The sequence below is a fragment of the Streptomyces doebereineriae genome, from assembly GCF_031845645.1.
In the GTDB taxonomy this organism is placed as follows: Bacteria; Actinomycetota; Actinomycetes; order Streptomycetales; family Streptomycetaceae; genus Streptomyces; species Streptomyces canus.
In genome coordinates, this window is record NZ_JAVREZ010000431.1 from 1 (window position 1) to 424 (window position 424).

1 pseudogene is annotated in these 424 nt (G+C 65.3%); it reads right to left on the reverse strand.

Annotated elements, in window-relative coordinates:
- Positions 1-396 (reverse strand): annotated as a pseudogene (locus RNB18_RS52645) (menaquinone biosynthesis decarboxylase); the annotation flags it as partial.
- Positions 397-424 lie beyond the last annotated feature (28 nt).

The window sequence follows — 424 nt, forward strand, 5'->3', positions numbered from 1 at the left end:
CTTCAGCACGACTTCCTGGACCGGCGCGTCGTCCGACTTCACCTTCTTCGGCGGTACGTGGACCATCGAGCCGAGCTTGCCGAAGGCTTCCCGTACGCCGACGAAGCCCTGCGGCAGCTCCGGCTTGAGCAGTCCGGCAATCTTGTCGCTGATGTCGCTGTAGGACTTCAGCCCGAGCGCCTTGAGCAGGCGCCGGTCGGTGCCGAACACGTTCATGGCCAGGGGCATCGAGGAGCCCTTGACGTTCTCGAAGAGCAGGGCGGGGCCGCCCGCCTTGTTCACCCGGTCGACGATCTCGCCGACCTCCAGGTGAGGGTCGACCTCGGCCTTGACGCGCTTGAGATCACCATCGCGTTCAAGATCCCGGAGCAGGGAGCGGAGATCGTCGTAAGCCATGCGGTCCAGTTTGTCATCCCCGCCCGCG